Here is an 18906-nt window from a genome sequence, read left to right as displayed (position 1 = left end):
GAGCTTCGTAAAATTGCAGAAGAAAATAATGCGCTTATCTACTTTGCTGATGAGAGCAGCGCACGTTCTGACTACCACAGCGGTTACCTAGTTCTCGTCCAAAAACACAACCAATTGAAAACTGTAGATTTTATCCTGAAAAATTAAGTGGAGCCCTACTGCTATCTGGCGACTAAACTTCCCAAGAGCAAGAAACATAAGGGATTGCCAAAAACAGAGGACTCCAAATGCGCAAAAAACGCAACCCGCAGTGTAGTATGGAACTCCATTACGTACCTCATGAAATCTGCTCCCAGCTTTCCGGTATCTCGCAATGGCTTGACGCCCATCCACAGTTCAATGACTGGATTTATGAGGACTTAAGTTCTGGTGATAAACAGAACACTGGGCGGAACGGACTATCAGCAGAATCCGTTCTTCGTGCGGCACTCCTGAAACAGTATTTGAATTGTGATTATGACTACTTGTCGTTTGTTTTGATGGACTCCATGCTCTTTCGAGACTTTTGTCGCCTCGAACCAAACCAGCGCCCCAGTCGCTCCAGTTTGCATGGGCTCATCAGCCTTCTTACTGCATCTACATGGGAACGGATTAATAACTGTCAGCTAATGACCGCTAAAGATCAGGGTATTGAAAAAGGGCGCACTGTGGCTATTGACAGCACAGTCACCGAATCGGATATCAAACCTCCTTGCGACAGTGATCTTTTAGCCAGTTCCGTTAAAGAAATTTGTCGGCTGCTGGAACGGGGACAAACACTGACAGCGACACCGCTTTATGAATATACCCATCACAACCGAGCCGTAAAAGATGCGGCCAGAAATGCATCTACGCTGGCAAAGAAGAGCGGCATCAGCATTATAAAAAACTGCTGCAGTTGACCCGAAAATCCCGGAAGGTACTTATCGAAGCTACTGTCACGCTAGCAAACGCCCGTCAGCAGGGGCAGTGTCTCCTGGCTGATGATGCCGACAAGTGGCAGGCCGATGTGGATCACCTGTTACCCCTGGTGGATGCAATAGTCTCCCAGACAGAGCGCAGGGTCTTTAAGGGTGAAAAGGTGCCAGCCCAGGAAAAAGTGGTTAGCCTGTATGAACCCCATACGGATATCATCGTAAAAGACAGGCGGCAAGTACAGTATGGCCATAAACTGAACCTGGTTCAGGGAAAAAGTCGATTGATCCTGGACCTGGTTATTGAGGAAGGTAACCCAGCGGATTCGGACCAATTCATTCCGATGATGGAAAGACAAAAAGAAATTTATGGTCGTGTACCTCGCCAGACAAGCGGTGACGGCGGATACGCGTGTCGCGCTAATTTGGAAAAAGCCAAGGCCATGGGAATCAGCGATGTAGCTTTTAATAAGAAGCGCGGACTTGAAGTCGAAGAGATGACTAAAAGTCAGTATGTGTATAAAACGCTCTTTCGCTTCCGGGCAGGTATTGAAGCGGGAATTTCGTGGCTAAAGAGATGTTTTGGGCTATCACGTTGCCACTGCAAGGGTTCTGAGCGTTTTGATTCTCATTGCTGGTTATCGGTGGTCTGTTACAACCTGGTGATTCTGGCCAGACACCCGGCACCATCCTGATAGCCACCTCCACGCTACATGAAAGTACCTTTCCAGCATGGTGGGAGGATGTTTTCTGCCTGCTTTTCGCGTTTTTCTCCAATATCCGTCCCAGATTAGAGAAAAAAAGGGAAGAGTTTTTGCGGCTCTCTGGAATTTCAGGAAATATCAAAACGCACGTACAATCTAATTATGATTGCCTGATGCGTTTTTGGACGAGAACTACCTAACGCTGTTCTTCTGGCCACTGCCTGGCTGCGTATTCTATGCAGGCTCTGGATATCCTGCTGCTCAATAGTTTTGGTTGGTACAAACCGCATGCTGGGGCGTTGCATTGCTTCACAGATTGCTTCAGCATCAGCAGCGTCATTCTTGTTTGACTTGACGTATGGCTTCACGAACTGGGGAGCCATAATGTTAACGTCATGCCCCAGCTCGGTAAACTTACGACACCAGTAGTGCGAACCGCCGCAGACTTCAATGCCGACAGCACATTCAGGTAAGTTAGCAATAAAAGGTAAAAGCGCCTTACGGTTAAGTTTCTTTTTGATGACCACATTGCCTTTGGCATCAACGCAGTGCAGCTGGAAACTTTTTTTGCTCAGATCAATTCCGAGAAAAACAACTTGACCTTTCTGGCTCACTCCTGATTTGTTATGCTTGCTCATGGTTCGCTCCGTTTCTTATTCTGAATGATGTTCCGCAAAACTCATTCTATCTTGGCTCATTTGAAGCCGTTTTGGGAGCGGGGCGGACCATTCCATTAGGTCTTTCCTTTTGAAAGTCATTAGACGTTTGAAATTTCAGCTGGATAATCAGGAAGGCTCTTTTCGAATTCCGAACTGCTGAACTATCCTTGGTGGATATAATTAGCCATCGCCAGCATTGACCATGAATATAGGCCGAATCTCAGATCTCATCAGTAATGACACCTGCTTTGAGATGATCCGTGAGAACCGCTGGCCAGATGGCACTGTTCTCTGTCCGCACTGTGATTCTGAGAATGTCAAAAAGAATGGACACGACAATGTGCAGGTAGAGTGCCAGCACTATTACTGTAAGTCCTGTAAGCGCTACTTCGATGACCTGACAAATACGGTTTTCGCAGGACACCACCGACCACTCAAAGTCTGGATTGCCTGTCTCTATTTAATGGGGCTGAACGTCTCCAACAGCCAGATAGCTCAGGAACTTGATCTGTGTGTCAGTGATGCACACCATATGACCACAGTCTTACGAAATGGTGTTGTTGACCGAAAGCCTGAAGTGATTCTTGATGGCGAAGTTGAATTCGACGAGGTCTACATTGTAGCTGGTCACAAGGGACACCCTGAAGCATTAAAAAAATCTGGATCGTCCACCGAGAAAAAGAAGGCTTAAAGGCGCTCCGGGCCGTGGGACTCTTGAAAAAGACAAACCGCCGGTATTGGGAATGATTCAAAGGGGAGGTCAGGTCATTATCAACATGCTGTCGAACGTTAAGAAGGCGACAATCGAACCATTTATCAAGAAACACGTAGCCCCACAGAGCCAGATTTATACCGATGAATACAACATCTATGATGACCTTGAAAGCTGGGGCTTCAGACATAAAACGGTCTGTCACGGCAAAGGTGAGTATGCTCGTGATGATGACAAAGACGGTATTTACGAGGTGCATGTTAATACTATGGAGGGGTTTTGGTCACTTCTACGCTCGTGGCTAAGGCCTCACAGGGGAATATCCCAAGAGGCTTTACCCCTTTACCTTGGCTTTTTTGAGTTTTTGCATAATATTGGCCGAAGAGGCAAAAGTCTTCTTCAGCCCTTAGTCAACTTGCTGGTTACATAGCAGTCTGGAATTGGAAAAGAGCCATAAATGATTTTTGATAAGAATCAGATTATTTCATCTAATGAAAGTGACTCCCAAAAGTTTTCATCGATAACAAAATTCTCTGATGAAAGGAGTTCATCAATATATTCTGGTAGTTCCAGATTCTTGAGACCTATAGATTCTATAATTCGTGAAATTAAATTCTCGTTCGGAAAGCCTTTATCATGACAGATGGAAGAAATGGATCTCAGCAGTTGCCGGTCAAGCTGGCCATCCTTCTGGAGGCTCGGTAGCTTCAGCAGCGTGTCCACGTCCCCGGCTTTGGGAAAGCCCCGGCGACTCATCATGGAAGAAATGGATCTCAGCAGTTGCCGGTCAAGCTGGCCATCCTTCTGGAGGTCTGGTAGCTTCAGCAGCGTGTTTATATCCTCGGCTTTGGGAAAGCCCCGGCCATTCATCATGGAAGAAATGGAGCTCAGCAGTTGCCGGTCAAGCTGGCCATCCTTCTGGAGGCTCGGTAGCTTCAGCAGCGTGTCCACGTCCCCGGCTTTGGGAAAGCCCCTGCGACCCATCATGGAAGAAATGGAGCTCAGCAGTTGCCGGTCAAGCTGGCCATCCTTCTGGAGGCCCGGTATCTTCAGCAGCGTGTTCACGTCTCCGGCTTTGGGAAAGCCTTTACCATGACAGATGGAAGAAATGGATCTCAGCAGTTGCCGGTCAAGCTGGCCATCCTTCTGGAGGTCTGGTAGCTTCAGCAGCGTGTTTATATCCTCGGCTTTGGGAAAGCCCCGGCCATTCATCATGGAAGAAATGGAGCTCAGCAGTTGCCGGTCAAGCTGGCCATCCTTCTGGAGGCTCGGTAGCTTCAGCAGCGTGTCCACATCCCCGGCTTTGGGAAAGCCCCGGCTACTCATCATGGAAGAAATGGAACTCAGCAGTTGCTGGTCAAGCTGGCCATTCTTCTGGAGGCTCGGTAGCTTCAGCAGCGTGTCCAGGTCCCCGGCTTTGGGAAAGCCCCGGCTACTCATCATGCAAGAAATGGAGCTCAGCACTTGCCGGTCAAGCTGGCCATCCTTCTGGAGGCTTGGTTGCTTCAGCAGCGTGTCCACGTCCTCAGCTTTGGGAAAGCCTTTACCATTACAGATGGAAGAAATGGAGCTCAGCAGTTTCCGGTCAAGCTGGCCATCCTTCTGGAGGCTCGGTAGCTTCAGCAGCGTGTCCAAGTCCCCGGCTTTGGGAAAGCCTTTACCATGACAGATGGAAGAAATGGAGCTCAGCAGTTGCCGGTCAAGCTGGCCATCCTTCTGGAGGCTCGGTAGCTTCAGCAGCGTGTCCACGTCCCCGGCTTTGGGAAAGCCTTTACCATTACAGATGGAAGAAATGGAACTCAGCAGTTGCCGGTCAAGCTGGCCATCCTTCTGGAGGCTCGGTAGCTTCAGCAGCGTGTCCACGTCCCCGGCTTTGGGAAAGCCTTTACCATTACAGATGGAAGAAATGGAGCTCAGCAGTTGCCGGTCAAGCTGGCCATCCTTCCGGAGGCTCGGTAGCTTCAGCAGCGCGTCCACGTCCCCGGTTTTGGGAATGCCTTTACCATTACAGATAGAAGAAATGGAACTCAGCAGTTGCCGGTCAAGCTGGCTATCCTTCTGGAGGCTCGGTAGCTTCAGCAGCGTGTCCACGTCCCCGGCTTTGGGAAAGCCCCGGCTTCTCATCATGGAAGAAATGGAGCTCAGCAGTTGCCGGTCAAGTTGGCCATCCTTCTGGAGACTCGGTAACTTCAGCAGCGTGTCCACGTCCCCGGCTTTGGGAAAGCCTTTACCATTACAGATGGAAGAAATGGAGCTCAGCAGTTGCCGGTCAAGTTGACCATCCTTCTGGAGACTCGGTAGCTTCAGCAGCGTGTCCACGTCCCCGGCTTTGGGAAAGCCTTTACCATTACAGATGGAAGAAATGGAGGTAATAAATGGATAACATGCTATTGCTTGTACATCACGGTCTTCAATACTCAGAAACTCGTTAATGTTTTTCTTTGTTCTTGAGTTTCCTTCACCCTTGCAGAGCATGCTGGTAATCGTACCCGTGTTTTTAACAGTTCTTTCCACACTACTAAAATAAATACCAAGCTTGGATACCAGTTGGACTCTCGACTCTTTCGGGCAAGAATTAACCAGTTTATCTAACGTTGGTTTGACGGTGATTTTGCGTTCCTGGCAAAGGCCTTTTAATTGATCTAAAGTCGCTATCAATGAATCTTGTTGATACTCATTTTCACGATCCGGTCGTTTTCTTTTTAATTTTTCATCCTGTACTGCATCTTCAATGTGAGAAACATTTCTCTTTAAAGATATTTTTTCTTTAGGGGACTCATAATTATCTATGGTTGGGAGGCTGTTCCCAATGGGTTCTTGTCTTGATACGTACCGACCTGAATAGAAAGAGCTTGATGGTTTGGATGGTCTGGATGGTGTTGTGTGATCACTACCAGAAGGTAATCCTGTGGAATTCGCACTCCCCGTCGCCAGACTTGATTCATTATAGAGTGGGATCATTATGTATAAACTTTATTCATTAAACCGTGCCAGCTCAGACACAGGAAACAGCCTTTTAGTTCATTAATTATCGAATTACCGTCACAACTCAGGCCATGACGGTAGCGATGGTCAGGTTTTTCGGGCAGCGCTGCGGGCAGCGCTGGTGGGGTCAGGTCTTTCCTTTTGAAAGTCATTAGACGTTTGAAATTTCAGCTGGATAATCAGGAATTCTTACGTTAAGTCTTGAACCTTGAAATCAACGCCAAAGATCAAGACCTGTCTTGTGCCATGAATCTTGCATATTCAAAAAGAAAGACTTGACCCCAGCTTGGTACGCCCGGCATGGGCATGAACTGATGGGGTGAAAGTCCCCTGTGGGAGAACCTACATCTGACTGGCGGTAAAGACGCCTGCTGATGACAACCACTAGCTTAAGGCAAGTGCAGTCCCGCGAGGGGCTGTGCGGAGGCAGTCTGAGTGCAAAGGTGCGAGCCGACGTACAGAAATCGCATATAAGGCTGAGTCTCTGGGCGAGTGAGCCAAGGATCACAAAGCCCTATGGTTCGTGAGACACGGTAAATGCGGCGGTTGTGCACTGAAAGTTCATGTCCTTATCCGGGGAGATCTGTTCAACATGCGATTGGTAATTCCCAGTTCTCAGCCACTGGTTACAACAGGCTCGGCGAACAGGTCTCATCATCCTGTTCGAGCAAACCCGATGGCAACCAATAGCGCCAGCAGAGGTAACTCCGCGTGGTGATTGGACAGAAGTCAGCAGAGGCCATAGTAGCTGTACGACAGAAGCCATTAACGGATGGGAAGTCGTTAGCGAAGGGCCGAACATCGACGACAAAGAGGAGACTGATTCCCTCAAGGCGATGCAGCCGTCCGGCGACTCACCGTACTTGGCGACAGAATCTTTAACCAGCTTTGAACCATGATCTACTAAATTGCGTACTTGAACCGGCTAATCTGGCAAGTGCATGGAAACAGGTCAAAAGCAACAAGGGTGCTCCGGGTATTGATGGAGTCACTATTGAAGCTTATCCAGACTTTGCCAAACAGCATTGGCCTTCAGTGCGTCAAGCCTTATTGGACGGAACCTACCAGCCATCACCCGTGCGCCGACATGTTATAGAAAAGCCGGACGGCGGTGAGCGTTTGCTGGGAATCCCTACCGTGATGGATAGGGTCATACAGCAGGCCATTGTGCAGGTGCTGACCCCTGTCTTTGATCCGGGTTTCTCTCCAAACAGCTTCGGCTACCGACCGGGACGGTCAGCACACGACGGAGTCCGTCAGGTTAAGCAGTTGATCAACCGGGGGCTTCATTACGCTGTTGACGTTGATCTGAGTAAATTCTTTGATACGGTTAATCACGACGTTTTGATGTCGAGGGTCTCCGTAAGGTCCGCGACAAACGCCTTCTGAAACTGATTGGTAGCTACCTGCGCTCCGGTGTCATGATTGAGGGCAATGTCTACCCGACCAGGGTTGGCATGCCACAGGGTGGGCCTTTATCACCCTTGCTGTCTAATGTGGTCCTCGACGAACTCGACAAGGAGCTTGAATATCGGGGTCATTGCTTTGCAAGATACTGTGATGATTTTGTGATTCTCGTCAAAAGTCAGCGTGCAGGGGATCGGGTGATGCACAGCATTACCCAATTCATTGAACGCAAATTGAAACTGAAGATTAACTCCCGGAAAAGTAAAGTTGTGAAAGCAACAGAAAGCGAATTCCTGAGTTTCACCTTCACAGGGAAGAAAGTTCGCTGGGCCCAGAAGTGTCTGGACCGATTCAAATACCGGATACTCAAGTTGACCAGTCGTCGCTGGGGTGTCTCAATGCAACATCGGTTACGCAAATTGGCACAATATATCCGGGGTTGGATGGGGTATTTCCGGTTATCGGAATATCACCGACCAATTCCCCTGCTGGATCAATGGATACGTCGGCGAATCCGTTGCTGCTTTCTGAAGCAATGGCGCAAGCCGAAAACCCGTTTTAAGAATCTGGTCAGGTTAGGCGTTGATAAAATTAACGCCGCCAAGATCGCAGCCAGCAGCAAAGGGTATTACCGTCTGAGTAAAACCTATGCGGTACAACAGGCACTGAATAACAGTTACCTCGCGAAAATTGGGCTTGTTTCATTGAAAGACTTATGGATCAGGTTTCACCATCATCGTTGAACCGCCCGGTGCGGACCCGCATGCCGGGTGCTGTGGGGAGGGCTGGAGAAAGACCGGCCCTTACCCGATTGACCCCAGCTTGTGCCAGCTTTGTTGACCCCAGCTTTGTTGACCCCAGCTTTGTTGACCCCAGCTTTGTTGACCCCAGCTTTGTGACCCCAGCTTTGTTGACCCCAGCTTTGTTGACCCCAGCTTTGTGACCCCAGCTTTGGACCCCAGCTTTGCCAGCTTTTGACCCCAGCTTTGTGACCCCAGCTTTGGACCCCAGCTTTGGACCCCAGCTTTGGACCCCAGCTTCGGACCCCAGCTTCCGGGTTGCTTCGTTTATCCAATCTCCCGTCTTAAATGATTTTTGATAAGAGTCAGATTATTTCATCTAATGAAAGTGACTCCCAAAAGTTTTCATCGAAAACAAAATTCTCTGATGAAAGGAGTTCATCAATATATTCTGGTAGTTCCAGATTATTGAGACCTATAGATTCTATAATTCGTGAAATTAAATTCTCGTTCGGAAAGCCTTTACCATTACAGATGGAAGAAATGGAGCTCAGCAGTTGCCGGTCAAGTTGGCCATCCTTCTGGAGGCTCGGTAGCTTGAGCAGCGTGTCCACGTCCCCGGCTTTGGGAAAGCCCCGTCTACTCTTCATGGAAGAAATGGAGCTCAGCAGTTGCCGGTCAAGCTGGCCATCCTTCTGGAGGTCTGGTAGCTTCAACAGCGTGTTTATATCCCTGGCTTTGGGAAAGCCCCGGCCACTCATCATGGAAGAAATGGAGCTCAGCAGTTGCCGGTCAAGCTGGCCATCCTTCTGGAGGTCTGGTAGCTTCAGCAGCGTGTTTATATCCCCGGCTTTGGGAAAGCCCCGGCCACTCATCATGGAAGAAATGGAGCTCAGCAGTTGCCGGTCAAGCTGGCCATCCTTCTGGAGGTCTGGTAGCTTCAGCAGCGTGATCACGTCCCCGGCTTTGGGAAAGCCTTTACCATTACAGATGGAAGAAATGTAGCTCAGCAGTTGCCGGTCAAGCTGGCCATCCTTCTGGAGGTCTGGTAGCTTCAGCAGCGTGTTCACGTCCCCGGCTTTGGGAAAGCCTTTACCATTACAGATGGAAGAAATGGAGCTCAGCAGTTTCCGGTCAAGCTGGCAATCCTTCTGGAGGCTCGGTAGCTTCAGCAGCGTGTTCACGTCCCCGGCTTTGGGAAAGCCCCGGCCACTCATCATGGAAGAAATGGAGCTCAGCAGTTGCCGGTCAAGCTGGCCATCCTTCTGGAGGCTTGGTAGCTTCAGCAGCGTGTCCACGTCTCCGGCTTTGGGAAAGCCCCGGCTACTCATCATGGAAGAAATGGAGCTCAGCAGTTGCCGGTCAGGCTGGCCATCCTTCTGGAGGCTTGGTAGTTTCAGCAGCGTGTCCACGTCCCCGGCTTTGGGAAAGCCTTTACCATTACAGATGGAAGAAATGGAGCTCAGCAGTTTCCGGTCAAGCTGGCCATCCTTCTGGAGGCTCGGTAGCTTCAGCAGCGTGTCCACGTCCCCGGCTTTGGGAAAGCCCCGGCTACGCATCATGGAAGAAATGGAGCTCAGCAGTTGCCGGTCAGGCTGGCCATCCTTCTGGAGGCTCGGTAACTTCAGCAGCGTGTCCACGTACCCGGCTTTGGGAAAGCCCCGGCTACTCATCATGGAAGAAATGGAGCTCAGCAGTCGCCGGTCAAGCTGGCCATCCTTCTGGATGCTCGGTAGCTTCAGCAGCGCGTCCACGTCCCCGGCTTTGGGAATGCCTTTACCATTACAGATAGAAGAAATGGAACTCAGCAGTTGCCAGTCAAGCTGGCCATCCTTCTGGAGGCTTGGTAGCTTCAGCAGCGTGTCCACGTCCCCGGCTTTGGGAAAGCCCCGACTACTCATCATGGAAGAAATGGAGCTCAGCAGTTGCCGGTCAAGCTGGCCACCCTTCTGGAGGCTCGGTAGTTTCAGCAGCGTATCCACGTCCCCTGCTTTGGGAAAGCCTTTACCATGACAGATGGAAGAAATGGAGCTCAGCAGTTGCCGGTCAGGCTGGCCATCCTTCTGGAGGCCCGGTAGCTTCAGCAGCGTGTTCACGTCCCCGGCTTTGGGAAAGCCTTTACCATTGCAGATGGAAGAAATGGATGTAATAAATGGATAGCATGCTATTGCTTGTACATCACGGTCTTCAATACTCAGAAACTCGTTAATGTTTTTCTTTGTTCTTGAGCTTCCTTCGCCCTTCAAGAGCATGCTGGTAATCGTAGACGTGTTCTTAACTGTTCTTTCCACACTACTAAAATAAATGCCAAGCTTGGATACCAGTTGGACTTTCGACTCATTCGGGCAAGAATTAACTAGCTTATCCAGCGTTGGTTTGACGGTGATTTTGCGTTCCTGGCAAAGGCCCTTTAATTGATCTAAAGTCGCTATCAATGAATCTTGTTGATACCTATTTTCACGATCCGGTCGTTTTCTTTTTAATTTTTCATCCTGTACTGCATCTTCAATGTGAGAAACATTTCTCTTTAAAGATATTTTTTCTTTAGGGGACTCATAATTATCGATGGTTGGGAGGCTGTTCCCAATGGGTTTTTGTCTTGATACGTGCCGACCTGAATAGAAAGAGCTTGATGGTCTGGATGGTGTTGTGTGATCACTACCAGAAGGTAATCCTGTGGAATTCGTACTCCCCGTCGCCAGACTTGATTCATTATAGAGTGGGATCATTATTTATAAACTTTATTCATTAAACCGTGGCAGCTCAGACACAGGAAACAGCCTTTTAGTTCATTAATGATCGAATTACCGTCACAACTCAGGCCATGACGGTAGCGATGGTCAGGTTTTTTCGGGCAGTGACTCCCGACCGAACTGGTGGGGTCATATATGGTCCGCCCCGCATTGCAAGGAAAAGTTTTCCATCATGACGTTAAAGAGTAATGCTTCCATATATCCGGCCTTTGGGGTGAGGTCTCAATGCCTCTGGCCCTGATGGAATCCGCTCACTCCCGCCTCATCAGGTCTTCGGCCTCTATGGGCCCTGACCCCAGTCAGGTTCAAGGGAGTGCAGGTCTTACCTTTTATGCCATCATTTGAACTTTATCTACGCAACTCGTTGCAGGCTTCTTGCACTGATTAACCGCTTTTGCTTTTCCTGTCTAACGACAGATGTTTAATAGTTTAATGGCTATGCTTATGCTGCTGCCTTGTATGGCTCTTTTTTGGTTAACACAGCCCAGGCAATGCGAGCATTTTTATTGGCAACAGCCACCGCTGATATATTCTAGCCCCTGCGCTGGTCAAGCTCTTTAATCCAATTATTACGTCGATCGTCGTGTTTATCGGCTACCCTGACAACGGTTCTGCCTCCGTGTATCAGCAGGGTTCGCAAATAGGTATCGCCCCGTTTACTGATCCCCAGTAAGGTAGGCACTCCACCAGTAGACGCCTGCTTGGGCACTAGTCCCAGCCAGGCCGCCATTTCACGGCCATTTTTAAATGCTGATATATCACCAATCGCAGCAAAAAGCGCCGTAGCACTGAGCAACCCAATGCCGGGTATGGTTAGCAAAAGTTTGCAAGCTTCATTATTGGCTGCAATGGTTTCGAGCTTTTGCTCAAGCTTTCCAATTCGCTTATCCAGATGTGCCATTTCTTCATACAGTTCATTGAGGAGTTCACGAAACAGTACTGTTAAACCGTTTTCAGCATCTTCCAGAACCAGTGGGATCTGTTTACGGATATAGGATATTCCCTTTGGAATAATGACTCCGTACTCCATTAATAAACCCCTGATCTGGTTACCCAACGCTATTCTTCTGGCCACTGCCTGGCTGCGTATTCTATGCAGGCTCTGGATATCCTGCTGCTCAATAGTTTTGGTTGGTACAAACCGCATGCTGGGGCGTTGCATTGCCTCACAGATTGCTTCAGCATCAGCAGCGTCATTCTTGTTTCACTTGACGTATGGCTTCACGAACTGGGGAGCCATAATGTTAACGTCATGCCCCAGCTCGGTAAACTCACGACACCAGTAGTGCGAACCGCCGCAGGCTTCAATGCCGACAGCACATTCAGGTAAGTTAGCAATAAAAGGTAAAAGCGCCTTACGGTTAAGTTTCTTTTTGATGACCACATTGCCTTTGGCATCAACGCCGTGCAGCTGGAAACTTTTTTTGCTCAGATCAATTCCGAGAAAAACAACTTGACCTTTCTGGCTCACTCCTGATTTGTTATGCTTGCTCATGGTTCGCTCCGTTTCTTATTCTGAATGATGTTCCGCAAAACTCATTCTATCTTGGCTCATTTGAAGCCGTTTTGGGAGCGGGGCGGACCATTCCATTAGGTCTTTCCTTTTGAAAGTCATTAGACGTTTGAAATTTCAGCTGGACAATCAGGAATTCTTACGTTGAGTCTTGAACCTTGAAATCAACGCCAAAGATCAAGACCTGTCTTGGGCCATGAATCTTGCATATTCAAAAAGAAAGACTTAATGGACCCAGCTTCCTGACCCCAGCTTCCTATAAATAAATGATTTTTGATAAGAGTCAGATTATTTCATCTAATGAAAGTGACTCCCAAAAGTTTTCATCGATAACAAAATTCTCTGATGAAAGGAGTTCATCAATATATTCTGGTAGTTCCAGATTATTGAGACCTATAGATTCTATAATTCGTGAAATTAAATTCTCGTTCGGAAAGCCTTTACTATAACAGATGGAAGAAATGGATCTCAGCAGTTGCCGGTCAAGCTGGCCATCCTTCTGGAGGCTCGGTAGCTTCAGCAGCGTGTCCACGTCCCCGGCTTCGGGAAAGCCTTTACCATGACAGATGGAAGAAATAGAGCTCAGCAGTTGCCGGTCAAGCTGACCATCCCTCTGGAGGCTCGGTAGCTTCAGCAGCGTGTCCACGTCCCCGGCTTTGGGAAAGCCCCGGCTACTCATCATGGAAGAAATGGAACTCAGCAGTTGCCGGTCAAGCTCGCCATCCTTCTGGAGGCTCGGTAGCTTCAGCAGCGTGTCCACGTCCCCGGCTTTGGGAAAGCCCCGGCTACTCATCATGGAAGAAATGGAGCTCAGCAGTTGCCGGTCAAGCTGGCCATCCTTCTGGAGGCTCGGTAGCTTCAGCAGCGTGTCCACGTCCTCAGCTTTGGGAAAGCCTTTACCATGACAGATGGAAGAAATGGAGCTCAGCAGTTGCCGGTCAAGCTGACCATCCCTCTGGAGGCTCGGTAGCTTCAGCAGCGTGTCCACTTCCCCGGCTTTGGGAAAGCCCCGGCTACTCATCATGGAAGAAATGGAGCTCAGCAATTGCCGGTCAAGCTGGCCATCCTTCCGGAGGCTCGGTAGCTTCAGCAGCGTGTCCACGTCCCCGGCTTTGGGAAAGCCCCGGCTATTCATCATGGAAGAAATGGAGCTCAGCAGTTGCCGGTCAAGCTGGCCATCCTTCTGGAGGCTCGGTAGCTTCAGCAGCGTGTCCACGTCCTCAGCTTTGGGAAAGCCTTTACCATGACAGATGGAAGAAATGGATCTCAGCAGTTGCCGGTCAAGCTGGCCATCCTTCTGGAGGTTCGGTAGCTTCAGCAGCGTATCCACGTCCCCGGCTTTGGGAAAGCCCCGGTAACTCATCATGGAAGAAATGGAGCTCAGCAATTGCCGGTCAAGCTGCCCATCCTTCCGGAGGCTCGATAGCTTCAGCAGCGTGTTCACGTCCCCGGCTTTGGGAAAACCTTTACCATTACAGATGGAAGAAATGGAGCTCAGCAGTTGCCGGTCAAGCTGGCCATCCTTCTGGAGGCTTGGTAGCTTCAGCAGCGTATCCACGTCCCCGGCTTTGGGAAAGCCCCGGCCACTCATCATGCAAGAAATGGAGCTCAGCAGTTGCCAGTCAAGCTGGCCATTCTTCTGGAGGCTCGGTAGCTTCAGCAGCGTGTCCACGTCCCCGGCTTTGGGAAAGCCCCGGCTACTCATCATGGAAGAAATGGAACTCAGCAGTTGCCGGTCAATCTGGCCATCCTTCTGGAGGCTCGGTAGCTTCAGCAGCGTGTCCACGTCCCCGGCTTTGGGAAAGCCTTTACCATTACAGATGGAAGAAATGGATCTCAGCAGTTGCCGGTCAAGCTGCCCATCCTTCCGGAGGCTCGATAGCTTCAGCAGCGTGTCCACGTCCCCGGCTTTGGGAAAGCCTTTACCATGACAGATGGAAGAAATGGAGCTCAGCAGTTGCCGGTCAAGCTGGCCATCCTTCTGGAGGCTCGGTAGCTTCAGCAGCGTGTCCACGTCCCCGACTTTGGGAAAGCCTTTACCATTACAGATGGAAGAAATGGAACTCAGCAGTTGCCGGTCAGGCTGGCCATCCTTCTGGAGGCTAGGTAGCTTCAGCAGCGTGTCCACGTCCCCGGCTTTGGGAAAGCCTTTACCATTACAGATGGAAGAAATGGAGCTCAGCAGTTGCCGGTCAAGCTGGCCATCCTTCTGGAGGCTCAGTAGCTTCAGCAGCGTGTCCACGTCCCCGGCTTTGGGAAAGCCTTTACCATTACAGATAGAAGAAATGGAACTCAGTAGTTGCCGGTCAAGCTGACCATCCTTCTGGAGGCTCGGTAGCTTCAGCAGCGTGTCCACGTCCCCGGCTTTGGGAAAGCCCCGTCTACTCATCATGGAAGAAATGGAGCTCAGCAGTTGCCGGTCAAGCTGGCCATCCTTCTGGAGGCTTGGTAGCTTCAGCAGCGTGTCCACGTCCCCGGCTTTGGGAAAACCTTTACCATTACAGATGGAAGAAATGGAGCTCAGCAGTTGCCGGTCAGGCTGGCCATCCTTCTGGAGGCTCGGTAGCTTCAGTAGCGCGTCCACGTCCCCGGCTTTGGGAAAGCCCCGGCTACTCATCATGGAAGAAATGGAGCTCAGCAGTTGCCGGTCAGGCTGGCCATCCTTCTGGAGGCTCGGTAGCTTCAGCAGCGTGTCCACGTCCCCGGCTTTTGGGAAGCCTTTACCATTACAGATGGAAGAAATGGATGTAATAAATGGATAACATGCTATTGCTTGTACATCACGGTCTTCAATACTCAGAAACTCGTTAATGTTTTTCTTTGTTCTTGAGCTTCCTTCGCCCTTCAAGAGCATGCTGGTAATCGTACCCGTGTTTTTAACGGTTCTTTCCACACTACTAAAATAAATGCCAAGTTTGGATACCAGTTGGACTTTCGACTCATTCGGGCAAGAATTAACCAGCTTATCCAGCGTTGGTTTGACGGTGATTTTGCGTTCCTGGCAAAGGCCCTTTAATTGATCTAAAGTCGCTATCAATGAATCTTGTTGATACCTATTTTCACGATCCGGTCGTTTTCTTTTTAATTTTTCATCCTGTACTGCATCTTCAATGTGAGAAACATTTCTCTTTAAAGATATTTTTTCTTTAGGGGGCTCATAATTATCGATGGTTGGGAGGCTGCTCCCAATGGGTTCTTGTCTTGATACGTACCGACCTGAATAGAAAGAGCTTGATGGTCTGGATGGTCTGGATGGTGTTGTGTGATCACTACCAGAAGGTAATCCTGTGGAATTCGCTCTCCCCGTCGCCAGACCTGATTCATTATAGAGTGGGATCATTATGTATAAACTTTATTCATTAAACCGTGCCAGCTCAGACACAGGTAACAGCCTTTTAGTTCATTAATGATCGAATTACCGTCACAACTCAGGCCATGACGTTAGCGATGGTCAGGTTTTTTCGGGCAGCGACTCCCGACGAATACACGTCAGAAGATCTAACCTGACAACCGGTGTATTCATAATTTCTGATGACGAACTGGTGGGGTCTTTCCTTTTGAAAGTCATTAGACGTTTGAAATTTCAGCTGGACAATCAGGAATTCTTACGTTGAGTCTTGAACCTTGAAATCAACGCCAAAGATCAAAACCTGTCTTGTGCCATGAATCTTGCATATTCAAAAAGAAAGACTTAATGGACCCAGCTTCCTGACCCCAGCTTCCTATAAATAAATGATTTTTGATAAGAGTCAGATTATTTCATCTAATGAAAGTGACTCCCAGAAGTTTTCATCGATAACAAAATTCTCCGATGAAAGGAGTTCATCAATATATTCTGGTAGTTCCAGATTCTTGAGACCTATAGATTCTATAATTCGTGAAATTAAATTCTCGTTCGGAAAGCCTTTACTATAACAGATGGAAGAAATGGAGCTCAGCAGTTGCCGGTCAAGCTGGCCATCCTTCTGGAGGCTCGGTAGCTTCAGCAGCGTGTCCACGTCCCCGGCTTTGGGAAAGCCCCGGCCATTCATCATGGAAGAAATGGAGCTCAGCAGTTGCCGGTCAAGCTGGCCATCCTTCCGGAGGTCTGGTAGCTTCAGCAGCGTGTTTATATCCCCGGTTTTGGGAAAGCCCCGGCTTCTCATCATGGAAGAAATGGAGCTCAGCAGTTGCCGGTCAAGCTGGCCATCCTTCTGGAGGCTTGGTAGCTTCAGCAGCGTGTCCACGTCCCCGGCTTTGGGAAAGCCCCAGCCATTCATCATGGAAGAAATGGAGCTCAGCACTTGCCGGTCAAGCTGGCCATCCTTCTGGAGGCTTGGTAGCTTCAGCAGCGTGTCCACGTCCCCGGCTTTGGGAAAGCCCCGGCTACTCATCATGGAAGAAATGGAGCTCAACAGTTGCCGGTCAAGCTGGCCATCCTTCCGGAGGCTCGGTAGCTTCATCAGCGTGGCCACGTCCCCGGCTTTGGGAAAGCCCTGGCTACTCATCATGGAAGAAATGGAGCTCAGCAGTTGCCGGTCAAGCTGGTCGTCCTTTTGGAGGCTCGGTAGCTTCAGCAGCGTGACTACGTCCCCGGCTTAGGGAAAGCCTTTTCCATTACAGATGGAAGAAATGGAGCTCAGCAGTTGCCGGTCAAGCTGGCCATCCTTCTGGAGGCTCGATAGCTTCAGCAGCGTGTCCACGTCCCCGGTTTTGGGAAAGCCTTTAGTATGACAGATAGAAGAAATAGAGCTCAGCAGTTGCCGGTCAAGCCGGCCCTCCTTCTGGAGGCTCGGTAGCTTCAGCAGCGTGTCCACGTCCCCGGCTTTGGGAAAGCCTTTACCATTACAGATGGCAGAAATGGATGTAATAAATGGATAACATGCTACTGCTTGTACATCACGGTCTTCAATACTCAGAAACTCGTTAATGTTTTTCTTTGTTCTTGAGCTTCCTTCGCCCTTCAAGAGCATGCTGGTAATCGTACCCGTGTTTTTAACGGTTCTTCTTAGGGTAGACATTAAGCTCAAAAAAGGTTCGTTTCCGGCGGCAGAACCCACCTTGAACAGCCACAATAAAGCTTCGAAACCATTATCAATGGCTGAACAAGATGAGTACTGCAAATAGTAGATTAGTTGAAAAAAACTGTTGACCTGTTTCGACCGGTCAGAACTCCTAAGTATGGCGGAACAGCTTGGTTTTACTATACGACAGCGAGATATCCGTCCTTTGGATTTTATCCTCTCACTGATCGATGCCCTCGCTGGTGATGGAAACTGCGATACCCAGGCGGATCTACACCGTAAATTTAACGAGTTGACGGGGCTGAATGTCTCTTATCGTTCTTGGGCAAATCAAGCTAAAAAGGACGCGCTGCCTACTCTTATCCTGTGGCTATGGGTGCAGTGTCTGGAAATATTTTCCCGCAAAGTCATGGCGTTTGATGAAGACAGTCCATTTTCAGAGTTTGAGCACATTCTGATTCAGGACGGTTCGTCACAAGCTGTCTATGATGCCCTGAAAGAAGCATTTCCCGGCAGGTTCTCAACGGTCAGTCCTGCTGCCGTCGAGCTTCATACGACAATGGATCTTCTCACCAACAACCTGGTGCGGGTGCAGCTGACTGAAGATACCCGTTCAGAAAGAGACTGTCTGCCACCACTGCCAACATCCATGGCCTATATCCTGATGCTAATGGATGCCGGTTATTTTGAGCTGGAACTCTTTGCCGCTATTGATGACAGGGAGGGTTCTTTTATCTGCAAGGCACCTCAGAGTATCAACCCGACGATACTCAGCGCGGTACGGGAGGATGGCAAGAATCTCAATCGCTACAAAGGACAAAAACTGAAGGATGTACTGTCTGGCTTCCCCAAAGACCAGTGCCTCGACCTGGATGTAGAATGGCCGGGATTCAAAGCCTGGCCATTCCGCTTGGTTGTCCGCTGGAATGACAAAAAACAGAAGTGGGTTTTCGTTGTGACCAACCTGAACCGGGTGGAGTTCACCTTGAGTGATGTGCTCCAGGCCTATCGTCTACGGTGGCAGATAGAGCTGATTTTCAAAGAGATCAAATCCTATTCAGGGTGGCATCGTTTTAACACCAAATCAGCGACACTGGTGTTTAGCCTGATTCTGATGTCCTTTGTGGTTGTGACGTTGAAAAGGTACCTTGCCCATGCTGCACAGGCGAACCTCTGTGAAAGTGGGAGCATTGAGGAAATCTCGACGCACAAGGTGATGAAAAGTGGGACTCACCTGTTTGGTAATGTGATTTCATCGTTGATGAATGCAGGAAAGTCATTGGTCTCATGCATTAAAAAGCTACTGGACTTCTGGGGAAATAATGCGAAACGAGAACACCCTGCACGGGATGGTTGTTCAGGGCGTACAAGATTAGGCTTCTGTGCAGTGGGTGGAGCTTAATGTCTACCTTAAGAACGGTTCTTTCCACGCTACTAAAATAAATGCCAAGCTTGGATATCAGTTGGACTTTCGACTCATTCGGGCAAGAATTAACCAGTTGATCCAGCGTTGGTTTGACGGTGATTTTGCGTTCTT

13 protein-coding genes and 1 pseudogene are annotated in these 18906 nt (G+C 49.3%); 7 read left to right on the top strand and 7 right to left on the bottom strand.

Annotated features, from left to right (window positions below):
* Positions 1-227 precede the first annotated feature (227 nt).
* Positions 228-881: a hypothetical protein gene (locus MJO57_RS23760; RefSeq protein ID WP_252019242.1), complete on the top strand. Its 654-nt coding sequence runs from the start codon at positions 228-230 to the stop codon at positions 879-881.
* Positions 878-1588, top strand: coding sequence for a transposase (locus tag MJO57_RS23755; RefSeq protein ID WP_252019241.1), 711 nt, complete (start codon positions 878-880; stop codon positions 1586-1588). Before MJO57_RS23760 ends, MJO57_RS23755 begins: the two co-directional genes overlap by 4 nt.
* A gap of 137 nt (positions 1589-1725) precedes the next feature.
* Here the strand turns inward: MJO57_RS23755 and MJO57_RS23750 are convergent, their stop codons facing one another.
* Positions 1726-2235 carry an IS110 family transposase gene (locus tag MJO57_RS23750; RefSeq protein ID WP_252019240.1) on the bottom strand — a complete coding sequence of 170 codons (510 nt, stop codon included), beginning with the start codon at positions 2233-2235 and terminating at the stop codon, positions 1726-1728.
* Between the two features lie 223 nt (positions 2236-2458).
* On the opposite strand from MJO57_RS23750, the gene MJO57_RS23745 reads away from it, so the two are divergent.
* On the top strand, positions 2459-2947 hold the full coding sequence (locus tag MJO57_RS23745) for a transposase (RefSeq protein WP_252018121.1): 489 nt from the start codon (positions 2459-2461) through the stop codon (positions 2945-2947).
* Complete coding sequence (locus MJO57_RS23740; protein WP_252026893.1) at positions 2916-3398, top strand: IS1595 family transposase; 483 nt, start codon at positions 2916-2918, stop codon at positions 3396-3398. The genes MJO57_RS23745 and MJO57_RS23740 overlap by 32 nt, the downstream gene beginning before the upstream one ends.
* A gap of 44 nt (positions 3399-3442) precedes the next feature.
* Here the strand turns inward: MJO57_RS23740 and MJO57_RS23735 are convergent, their stop codons facing one another.
* Complete coding sequence (locus tag MJO57_RS23735; protein ID WP_252019239.1) at positions 3443-5626, bottom strand: hypothetical protein; 2184 nt, start codon at positions 5624-5626, stop codon at positions 3443-3445.
* A 1215-nt stretch (positions 5627-6841) separates the two neighbouring features.
* Here MJO57_RS23735 and MJO57_RS23730 point away from each other — a divergent pair.
* Positions 6842-7342, top strand: coding sequence for a reverse transcriptase domain-containing protein (locus MJO57_RS23730; protein ID WP_252019237.1), 501 nt, complete (start codon positions 6842-6844; stop codon positions 7340-7342).
* Entirely contained in the window at positions 7339-8103 is a 765-nt protein-coding gene (locus MJO57_RS23725; RefSeq protein ID WP_371924908.1) for a group II intron maturase-specific domain-containing protein, read from the top strand. Before MJO57_RS23730 ends, MJO57_RS23725 begins: the two co-directional genes overlap by 4 nt.
* A 362-nt stretch (positions 8104-8465) precedes the next feature.
* Here the strand turns inward: MJO57_RS23725 and MJO57_RS23720 are convergent, their stop codons facing one another.
* The 5 genes and pseudogenes from MJO57_RS23720 to MJO57_RS23700 form a co-directional block, all read right to left on the bottom strand.
* Positions 8466-10535, bottom strand: a complete 2070-nt coding sequence (locus MJO57_RS23720) for a hypothetical protein (protein ID WP_252019233.1) — start codon at positions 10533-10535, stop codon at positions 8466-8468.
* A gap of 760 nt (positions 10536-11295) precedes the next feature.
* Positions 11296-12348: pseudogene (locus tag MJO57_RS23715) on the bottom strand (IS110 family transposase).
* Positions 12349-12649: 301 nt separating this feature from the next.
* On the bottom strand, positions 12650-15403 hold the full coding sequence (locus MJO57_RS23710) for a hypothetical protein (protein ID WP_252019231.1): 2754 nt from the start codon (positions 15401-15403) through the stop codon (positions 12650-12652).
* A gap of 712 nt (positions 15404-16115) precedes the next feature.
* Positions 16116-16856, bottom strand: coding sequence for a hypothetical protein (locus tag MJO57_RS23705; protein WP_252019229.1), 741 nt, complete (start codon positions 16854-16856; stop codon positions 16116-16118).
* Between the two features lie 87 nt (positions 16857-16943).
* Positions 16944-17366, bottom strand: a complete 423-nt coding sequence (locus tag MJO57_RS23700) for a hypothetical protein (RefSeq protein ID WP_252019227.1) — start codon at positions 17364-17366, stop codon at positions 16944-16946.
* A 127-nt stretch (positions 17367-17493) separates the two neighbouring features.
* Here MJO57_RS23700 and MJO57_RS23695 point away from each other — a divergent pair, with 127 nt between their 5' ends.
* A complete protein-coding gene (locus MJO57_RS23695; protein ID WP_256491761.1) occupies positions 17494-18771 on the top strand; it encodes an IS4 family transposase in 1278 nt (425 codons plus the stop codon).
* Positions 18772-18906 lie beyond the last annotated feature (135 nt).

The sequence above is a fragment of the Endozoicomonas sp. SCSIO W0465 genome (genome assembly GCF_023716865.1).
GTDB lineage: Bacteria > Pseudomonadota > Gammaproteobacteria > Pseudomonadales > Endozoicomonadaceae > Endozoicomonas.
Note: the sequence above shows the minus strand (reverse complement) of the source record. Positions and strands in the feature narration are given on the sequence as shown.